9 protein-coding genes and 1 pseudogene are annotated in these 10,009 nt (G+C 32.5%); all 10 read left to right on the top strand.

What is annotated here, in order from left to right:
• Window positions 1-781, top strand: a 781-nt coding sequence (locus ACIQ66_RS10845) for a T9SS type A sorting domain-containing protein (protein WP_396212815.1), incomplete at its 5' end; no start/stop codon positions are given.
• 294 nt (window positions 782-1,075) lie between these two features.
• Entirely contained in the window at window positions 1,076-1,330 is a 255-nt protein-coding gene (locus ACIQ66_RS10850; RefSeq protein ID WP_396212816.1) for a type II toxin-antitoxin system Phd/YefM family antitoxin, read from the top strand.
• 1 nt (window position 1,331) lies between these two features.
• Complete coding sequence (locus ACIQ66_RS10855) at window positions 1,332-1,589, top strand: Txe/YoeB family addiction module toxin (RefSeq protein WP_396212817.1); 258 nt, start codon at window positions 1,332-1,334, stop codon at window positions 1,587-1,589.
• A gap of 239 nt (window positions 1,590-1,828) precedes the next feature.
• Window positions 1,829-2,389 carry a hypothetical protein gene (locus tag ACIQ66_RS10860; RefSeq protein ID WP_396212818.1) on the top strand — a complete coding sequence of 187 codons (561 nt, stop codon included), beginning with the start codon at window positions 1,829-1,831 and terminating at the stop codon, window positions 2,387-2,389.
• 450 nt (window positions 2,390-2,839) lie between these two features.
• The gene (locus ACIQ66_RS10865) at window positions 2,840-3,055 is read left to right on the top strand and encodes a DUF2007 domain-containing protein (RefSeq protein WP_396212819.1); all 216 of its coding nucleotides are present in this window, start codon (window positions 2,840-2,842) and stop codon (window positions 3,053-3,055) included.
• Between the two features lie 8 nt (window positions 3,056-3,063).
• Complete coding sequence (locus ACIQ66_RS10870) at window positions 3,064-3,417, top strand: hypothetical protein (RefSeq protein ID WP_396212820.1); 354 nt, start codon at window positions 3,064-3,066, stop codon at window positions 3,415-3,417.
• A gap of 91 nt (window positions 3,418-3,508) precedes the next feature.
• Window positions 3,509-5,143 (top strand): ABC-F family ATP-binding cassette domain-containing protein, encoded by a 1,635-nt coding sequence (locus ACIQ66_RS10875; protein ID WP_396212821.1) that lies wholly within the window; start codon window positions 3,509-3,511, stop codon window positions 5,141-5,143.
• Window positions 5,144-5,269: 126 nt separating this feature from the next.
• Window positions 5,270-8,749, top strand: coding sequence for a T9SS type A sorting domain-containing protein (locus ACIQ66_RS10880; RefSeq protein WP_396212822.1), 3,480 nt, complete (start codon window positions 5,270-5,272; stop codon window positions 8,747-8,749).
• A 75-nt stretch (window positions 8,750-8,824) separates the two neighbouring features.
• The gene (locus ACIQ66_RS10885) at window positions 8,825-9,535 is read left to right on the top strand and encodes a hypothetical protein (protein WP_396212823.1); all 711 of its coding nucleotides are present in this window, start codon (window positions 8,825-8,827) and stop codon (window positions 9,533-9,535) included.
• A gap of 134 nt (window positions 9,536-9,669) precedes the next feature.
• Window positions 9,670-10,009, top strand: a pseudogene (locus ACIQ66_RS10890) (dihydroorotase); the annotation flags it as partial.

The raw sequence follows: 10,009 nt of genomic DNA on the forward strand, positions 1-10,009 counted from the left end.
TGTTTATATGACTGGACAGGCACAGCAACAAATGGCTGCATCGGGCATAGCTACACCAGGGTCCCATCAAAGTGCTTATGGTGGTGGATACAATGACGCTTTCTTAGTAAAGTTTGATTCAAACGGTTTTAGGCAATGGGGAACTTATTATGGGGGCAGTTTAGGTGATTCAGGAAATTCCTGCACTATCGATGCCTTTGGCAATATTTACATGACGGGTTGGACTCAATCTAGCACTGGTATAGCCACAGCAGGGGCAGTTAAAATTGTTATATCTGGCCCTAGTGACGTCTATTTAGTACAGTTTGATTTAAACGGAGTAAGGCAATCGGGCACTTATTACGGTGGAGGAGATATAGATATAGCAAGTTCATGTGCTACCGATGCCTCAGGCAATATTTATATAACGGGACATACACAATCTAATTCGGGTATAGCAACAGCAGGCGCGCATCAAACTGTTGATGGGGGTGTTGGCAGCTCTTACAATGATGCTTTTTTGGTAAAGTTTAATGGCATCAGTGTGGGTATTAATGAAACTGTAAATGAAAAATCATTTACAGTTTACCCTAACCCTGCCCAAAGTTTAGTCAATGTAAAAGCTGATGCCAAACTTATTGGCACTGTTTTCACTATTTATGACAACACAGGTAAAGTAGTTTTATCAGGAACAATAAATGCTGAAAACACTAGCGTTGAGTTGGGGAATTTATCGGCAGGTATTTATTTATTCAATGTAGGAGAAAACGTGAAACAGACATTTAAAGTAATCAAGGAATAAGCCAGCCCTTAATCGAGTAGACGGCTCGGCCAGAAACTGACGGAGTGCGCCTCTCAAATGTTTACATTCACGAATACCAAAAAAACAAATTAAAAATCATGAGTACACCACCGAGCGTAAGGTCACGTGCTTGGTTAAAGATAAAAAAACTATAACTTTCTTACAACTATTTTAGTATATTTAGTGCAAAGATTGTGATGTTTTTTCACAGTCTGAGGTTAGCAGTCATAATTTAACATCCGTAAACATTGAAATCTAAATAATGTACATATATTTGTACAAAATTTAAAAATCATGGTAGTAGCAAATATTTCAGATTTCAGAAAAGACATTAAGTCTTATCTCGATAAAGTTGCCAAAAATTTCGAAACACTTGTTATCAATCGAGGAAAAGATTCCGGTATTGTTATAATGTCACTTGATGAGTACAATTCGTTGATGGCAACTAATTATGAATTGTCTTCTCGAACTAATGAAAAGCGATTAGACTCAGCAATTGATAAGCTTAAAAAGGGAAAATCATTTACTAAAGATTTAATCGAAGAATAACATGAAATATGTATTTGTAGATGAATCTTGGGAAGATTATTTGTATTGGCAAAAAATTGATAAAAAGAAAGTCAAGAAAATAAATGATTTATTGAAAGACATCTCAAGAACTCCGTTTGAAGGAATAGGAAAACCAGAACCGTTGAAACACAAATATGCTGGATTTTGGTCAAGAAGAATTGATGATGAACATAGACTAATTTACAGATTTGTGGATGATGAAATCCAAATCGTAAAGTGTAGACATCATTATGACTAAATATTGTTACGCCCGCCAATCGAGTAGACGGCTCCGCCAGAAACTGACGGAGTGCGCCTTTCAAATGTTTACATTCACGAATACCAAAAAAACAAATTAAAAATCATGAGTACACCACCGAGCGTACGGGTCACGTACTCGGTTAAAGATAAAAAAACTATAACTTTCTTACAACTATTTTACTATATTTGGTGCAAAGATTGTGATGTTTTTTCACAGTCTGAGGTTAGCCAACATTTATGAAAAACCTGCTAATAATAATATTTTTCCTTTTAGGATTGTCTCAAAAAGTCAATTCTCAAACGTACAGTTCATTGATTTCTGATGCTGAAATACAGAAAATATTATTTTGTGAAATTGACAATATTAAAAGTAATTTTAGAGATAAATTTTCATCACATAAAATCAAAAGTGAAATTATCAATTGGAAAAAAATAGCTTATAATAAGGAAACTGCTTTTGAATTATTAAAAAATATAATTGAGTCCGATAAGCAAGATACTTTAAAAAATGTATCAGATTCATTTATTGATTCTGATATTGAATATTTGCAACAGCAGTTTGAAAATCAAGTTGGTGAAAAATGGGAAATAAAACAGACTAAAATAAAATTTGCAAAAAATCCTCATAAAGAATTTTGTAGCCTTTCAATTCCTCTTTTTGACAAAAACCATGAAACGGCGATTATTTATAAAGAAGAAATCTATAATAGTATATCAGCATGTGCAACTCTAGAGGTTTATATAAAATATGGAAATGAATGGAAATATTACAAGTCAATTATACTTTGGGTAGTTTAAACGTTGGCTAATCGAGTAGACGGCTCCGCCAGAAACTGACGGAGTGCGCCTCTCAAATGTTTACATTCACGAATACCAAAAAAACAAATTAAAAATCATGAGTACACCACCGAGCGTACTGGTCACGTACTCGGTTAAAGATAAAAAAACTATAACTTTCTTACAACTATTTTACTATATTTGGTGCAAAGATTGTGATGTTTTTTCACAGTCTGAGGTTGGCATAAAATTTTAAAATCCGTAGGGAATTTTTTAAAAAAAAGTCATCAATATTCAGATTATAAATCCATATTTTTGAATTAATTGATAGCCTAAAAATAGTCAACGTATTTATAGAACATGACATTTCCTTGAAAAAAGAATATCGTGAAATTATTGAAGCTAAAGTTAAAGCTTACCTGATTTTACTCAATACTATAAAACATTCTCCCTATCTTTACCAAAAAAAACATGGGCTTAATAAAACTATTTTCGGGAGAAGAAATTTTGGCACTTTCGTTACAAGAAAAAATCGAGGCAATTGGCATTACTACTGTTATAAGAAATAACAACCAAGCTAATGTACTCCCTAGCATCAACAACCAAAAACCAATAGAGCTTTTTATACAAGAAGTCGATTATGGCAAAGCAAGTCCTATTATTGAGGAATTTAGGTTGAGTTTGTAATTTAGTATATGAAAGCAATTCGATTACTAAATGATGTTTTAGGAAATTCCTATTTTGAACTGGGCTCTTTACCAGAATATCATAAAATTGAGGTAAATTATTTCAATATTCAAACCAAAATAGAACCTTGGCAACAAGAACAACATACAGCACCAAGAGAGCAATTTGTAGTAACTCTAAAAGGTAAATTAGAGTTTACAACTTCCGAAGGAAACAGTTTTATTATTGAACCCGGAGTTATTCTCATTGCAAAAGATATTGAAGGCGAAGGCCATTCATGGAAACTTATTGAAGGTGCTAAATGGGAACGTATTTATATTGTTCCCACTCAAAATGATTTGGATTATTTTGTGCCAGACTAAATTAATTAAAAAATCTATATTTGCACCTTTTTAAAATCGTTTAGAATCTAAACTTCTAAACTTCTAAACTCATAAACTTCTATACTCAAAAATGATTACAGTAAACGATATTGCCGTTGAATTTGGTGGCACAACGCTTTTTAGCGAAGTAACTTTCGCAATAAATGAGACCGATAAAATTGCCCTAATGGGTAAAAATGGCGCAGGAAAATCTACTTTATTAAAAATTGTAGCGGGTGCAAATAAACCTACTCGTGGTAACATCTCAGCTCCAAGCGATGCTGTAATTGCCTACTTACCTCAACATTTATTGACAGAAGACAATTGCACGGTTTTAGAAGAAACGTCTAAAGCCTTTGCTTCGGTCTTGAATATGAAAAAGGAAATGGACGAAATCAACGAACAATTGACTATTCGTACCGATTATGATAGTGATGCTTATATGAAATTGATTGAGCGTGTTTCTGAATTAAGCGAGAAATATTACTCTATCGAAGAAGTAAATTATGAAGCTGAAGTTGAGAAAATCTTAAAAGGTTTAGGATTTGAAAGAGAAGATTTTAACAGACCAACCAAAGAATTTTCAGGTGGATGGAGAATGCGCATTGAATTAGCCAAAATTCTATTGACAAAACCCGATTTGATTTTGCTAGATGAGCCAACAAACCATTTGGATATGGATAGTATTCAGTGGTTAGAAGAGTTTTTGATTAGCCAAGCCAAAGCAGTAATGGTAATTTCGCACGATAGAGCATTTGTTGACAATATTACCAACAGAACTATCGAGGTTACAATGGGACGAATTTATGACTACAAAGCCAAATATTCGCACTATTTAGAGTTACGAAAAGACAGAAGAATTCATCAACAAAAAGCGTATGATGAGCAACAAAAATTCATTGCCGATAATCAAGCTTTTATTGAACGTTTTAGAGGAACTTTTTCTAAAACTGATGCCGTTCAATCAAGAGTGCGAATGTTAGAAAAAATTGTTCCTATTGAAGTTGATGAAGTTGATAATTCTGCCTTAAAATTGAAATTTCCACCATCGGTTCGTTCAGGTCAATATCCTGTTGTGGTTAAAGATTTGTGCAAAAGTTATGGCGATAATGTGATTTTTAAAGATGCCAATATCGTTATCGAAAGAGGTCAAAAAGTAGCTTTTGTTGGTAAAAATGGGGAAGGAAAATCTACCATGATAAAAGCCATCATGAAAGAAATTGAAATTAACAGTGGAAGTGTAGAAATTGGTCACAATGCTCAAATTGGTTATTTTGCTCAAAATCAAGCTGCTTTATTAGACGAAAATGCTACTATTTTTGAAACTATAGATAGAATTGCCGTTGGTGATATTCGTACGCAAATCAAAAATATTTTAGGTGCTTTTATGTTTCAAGGTGATGATATTCAGAAGAAAGTAAAAGTTTTATCTGGTGGTGAAAAAACGCGTTTGGCTATGATTAAATTATTGCTTGAACCAGTCAATTTACTTATTCTAGATGAGCCTTCTAACCATTTAGACATGAAAACCAAAGACATCATAAAAGATGCATTGCGCGATTTTGACGGAACGTTAATACTAGTTTCTCACGATAGAGATTTCCTTGATGGACTAGCCACAAAAGTTTTTGAATTTGGAAATAAACGCGTAAAAGAACACTTTGAAGATCTAAAAGGCTTCTTAGCACACAAAAAAATGGATTCGCTAAAAGAAATTGAGAAATAAGTTTATTCCAAATAAAATCATCATAACCCTACTCTATTACAATTAGTTTAGGGTTATTTTTTTTAAAAAATTCAACAGATTTTAATTATATTTGAAATCTATAAAACAACACTAAACTATATTTTGATGAAAAAACTACTACTAATAGCAATTACAGCCTTGTTTTTCAATTTTACAAACGCGCAAAATATTGGCGACACCATCAAAGTCAAAGCTTTTACTTATAACAGTTTGTCGCGAGATACATTGATTCAATTTCCAAGTAATTCTGGCTTAACTTTTGAAAAAATTATTCTTAAATACAGTATGCGCTGTAAAGATGGATTGGTTTCTACTGGAACCGATAGAAATTTAGGTTGTGGCGAATGGGATTATTCATGCAATACGTATGTAGCCGATTCTTCAAAAGTAGAAAAAGTGCCTAGTATTCAAAAAGATTATGTAGTTTCTAATTTTACTGGAACATCATATCCATACACAACACAACAAACGTATAATCATTATGATTTTACTCAAAAAAATGTTGCTGTAAACTCGAGTAGTTCAGTTACATTTCACAATGTTGGAACTAATACGCTATCAATTTCTAATCTTTTAAAAACAAATCTAAAAACGGGTAGAAGTCAGGTTTTATTAACAGCAGCAGAACTTTCGGTATCGGGATTAACTCCTGGAAATATAAACGCAATTACTTTAAATGTCACAAATAGTGGTGGATTGGCAAAGTTTTTCAGAGTTCAAATGAAAAATTCTTCGTTGACAACTTTACAAGCTAAAAATGCTGATTTTACGGGATTAACTGAAGTCTTTTTTAGAGATTATTCGTTTGTAAATGGTGACAATGTGATTCAATTTTACACCCCTTTTAATTGGGATGGAACAAGTAGTGTTTTACTAGATATTTCTTTTTCAAATGCTGTAAATGGCACAACTATAGAATTTCAAGGTTATACTTCAAGTGATTTGCGAACTATAACGGCAAGTAACACATATTCTGCTGATTTATCTTATTCAGGATTAGTAGAATTAAACAATCAGTTTTTAAGTTCAATCAACAATGAAATTTCTATTTCATTTTGGGCAAAAGGCGATGCCGATTTAATGCCTTCTCGAAACAGTATTTTATATGGTTCGTCTGATAATGACATCAACAAAAGACAGTTAAATCTTCATTTACCTTGGGAAGGAAATATCTATTTTGACTGCGGAAATGTTTCTAATTCATTTGATAGAATTCAAAAAACACATACTTTTAGTGAAATCGCAGGTGTTTGGAACCATTGGACATTTACTAAAAATGCCTTAACAGGAAACATGAATATTTACCTAAACGGAACTTTATGGCATAGCGGAACTGGAAAAACCAAAGTAATTAGTATTATGAATTTAATTCTGGGTAAAATTCCAGTTGAAACCAACAGCGATTACAAAGGAAAAATAAAAGAATTATCTATTTGGAATTCAGAATTAGCAGTTCAAACCATTATCGATTGGAAAAACAAAACAATTGATGCCACTCACCCAAATTATGCAAGTTTAGTAGCTTATTACAAATTTGACGAACAAAATGGTCAGGTAATAACAGATTCAAAAAACAATATCACATCAACAGGCGAAAATTTAAAATGGGATTATGAAAGAGGCAATCAACTAACAACCACTTTCACCGAATCTAATGCGGTTCCGAAAATCATTTTTCACAAAGGAACTTATGATTTGACTGTTACCAATGTTGTAGAAAGATATTCTCATCCAAAAATTGCTAGAACGGTTCGTAATTATTCAATTACATCAAATGAAGGCGTTTCACCTATGCAAAATGATGGAGTAAATTTACTTTCAACAAGCGATTATTTTGATGCAACTCCTGAAAATGTTTATAATGGAGATACAGGAACCGTTTTGTCAACACTTCCAGTCACTTCTCAAGGAACTATCTCAATTTCTGATTTAACTTATTTTAAAAGATTTCCTTTTTATAATGAATTGGTTTCTTTTGTTACACCATACGGAATAGGACTAGATTTAGGAATGAATGGTAAATCTTGGTATTTTGATATGTCTGATTATGAAAAAATTCTTCGTGGAAAAAAAAGAGTTTTGTTGTCGCTAGGCGGTGAAAGACAAGAAGAAATGGATTTAGAATTCTTGTTCATTGTTGGAACACCGCCAAGAAACATTGTACAATACGAACAACTTTGGCAAGGAACAAACAGAACGGGAGATTTACCAATAAACGGAATTATTGCAGGAACAGCAATTGTACCAAATAATTTCCCTTTTAGTGCAGAGGCGACTTCATTCAAATTAAAATCTTCTATTACTGGTCATGGAGCTCATGGAGAATTTTCGCAAAATGGTGGCGCTGTTTCTCACAGAATAAGAATCAATAATGTACAAAAATTTACTTGGGGAATTACACAACAATGTGCCGAAAATCCAATTTATCCTCAAGGTGGAACTTGGGTTTATAACCGTCAAGGTTGGTGTCCTGGGCAACGCTCCTTACTAAAAGAACAAGATTTAACACCCCACGTTACGCCAGGAACCACAATGGAAGTAAAATACACAACTTCAAATCCGAGTGTTTCTGCTGGTGATTATCGCTATCATGTTGCGCACCAAATTATTGGTTATGGCGCGCCTAACTTTGCTACAGATGCTGCTATTGTTACTATCAAACAACCAAATAATACCAATGCCGAATTCTCGAGAGTGAATCCAATGTGTGAAAAACCAAAAATTACGGTTAGAAATACTGGAAGTAATGCTATAACTTCTATAAATTTAGAATATTGGTTAAACAATGCTTCTGAGCATCAAACGTTTACTTGGACAGGTACTTTGGCTTCAATGGCTGATGTAGATGTAGTATTGCCGCTTAATGAACTATGGTCAACTGCAATACAAGCTACTGGAAATAAATTTCATGCCAAAATTATGATGGTAAATGAAAGTCCAGATCAATATGCAAACAATAACATGATGTCATCACCATTAACGCTTCCTGATGTTTTGCCAACAACTTTTAAAATTAGCTTAAAAACTAATAATAGCCCTAATCAAAATAATTACACCTTATATGATGCCGAAGGAAATGTAGTTGATACCAAGACTTTTCCAACTGCAAACACTATTTATACTTATACCTATCAAGCACCTCAAATTGCTAATGGTTGTTACAGATTACGATTAAACGATACAGGAAAAGATGGTTTACAATGGTGGGCAAATACAGCACAAGGTACTGGATATGTAAAATTATTAGACGCAAATGATGTGGTAATAAAAACATTCAATCCAGACTTTGGTGGCGGTTTTGATTATAGTTTTTCAGTTGATACTCTATTGTCAAATGAAATTTTTGAAGCCTCAGAAGAATTAAAAATTTATCCAAATCCAACAAAAGGTTCGTTTAACATTGAAGGAACTAACTTGGTTAATTCTAAAATAAAAATCTATGATATTTTAGGAAACTTAATCCAACAAGTTGACGCTGAAAACAATTTGATGGAATTCAACAAAACCAATCTAAGTGCTGGTGTTTATTTTATAAATATTGAGAAAAACAATAAAACTACGGTTAGGAAGTTGGCGGTAAATTAGAAATTTATGGCTGTAATAATACTAGTTGTGCGACACTTCTGAAAGCGACAGCGACAGAAAACTGAAAAAATGAAAATGAAAAAAGTATTAATTTTAATTTTGCTAATTGTCGGAAACGCAACATTTTCGCAAAAAATTGAGTATATAGAAAAAAATGACACGCTTCAAAAACCTATAGACAAAATATTCGTTTATATTTTTCCAGAAACTGATTTAACGACTTCAAAAAATGTTGCGAAAATTAAATCAACTGGAAAGCTAAACGAAGTTCATTCAATTTTTCAGAATTTAGAAAATGCAGCTCAAAAAATTGGTGCAAATGCATTTAGGTTTGAAAATTTTACTAAACTTGATGAAAATTTTGCGGAATTAACTTTGACAGCATATTTTTGTGAAGACAGTATTTTTAACATAAATTATAAATATGTACCAAAAAATAAAGTCTATATTTTCGGTAATCAAAATTTAGCGGATTTAAAAAAACAAAATTTTAAAATCAATGGCGAAAAATACGAAATACAAAGCGGAAATTATAAAGCGTTTGATGTGAAAATTGGCGAAGAATTAAAAATAAATAAAGGAGGTATTACCGGAATGACATTTTGGATCAAAGGAGTTGATGACAAATCTGCAACATTTTTGAGTTTTACAGGATTAGGATTTGGCGGAGTAAGTTATAATCCGCAGTTTGGTTCAGGAGGAATAAACATAAATACAGGTAGAATTAACAGAATTGAACCTAATTTTGCATTAACATTATTAAAAATATTTCAAGAGCAAAAATAAAAGCAATCGTACAACAGCCTTTCCTGCAAGCTACAAACGTTCAGTTTGTTAAATAACTAAATTTTTATCGGTTTTTTTCTAGATACTTCTATAATCAAACGTTAAGCAAGACTAGAAACATATAGACAACTACAATGAAAGAAAAAATTCTAATTAAAAATATAAGCATAGTAAATGAGGGAAAAATAACCGTTGCTGACTTACTTATAGACAATGGTTTTATTCATTCAATCGGACAACTAATAGACCATGAAAATGTAAAAGTAGTTGACGGAAAAGACAAGTATTTATTTCCTGGAATTATAGACGGACAAGTTCATTTTCGTGATCCTGGTCTAACGCATAAAGGCGACCTTTATACAGAAAGTAAGGCCGCTATTGCTGGTGGTGTTACTTCTTTTATAGATATGCCAAATACATTTCCGAATGTATTAACAATGGAAATCTTAAATGAAAAATATCGCCTAGCATCTG

The sequence above is a fragment of the Flavobacterium sp. genome, assembly GCF_044377315.1.
GTDB lineage: Bacteria > Bacteroidota > Bacteroidia > Flavobacteriales > Flavobacteriaceae > Flavobacterium.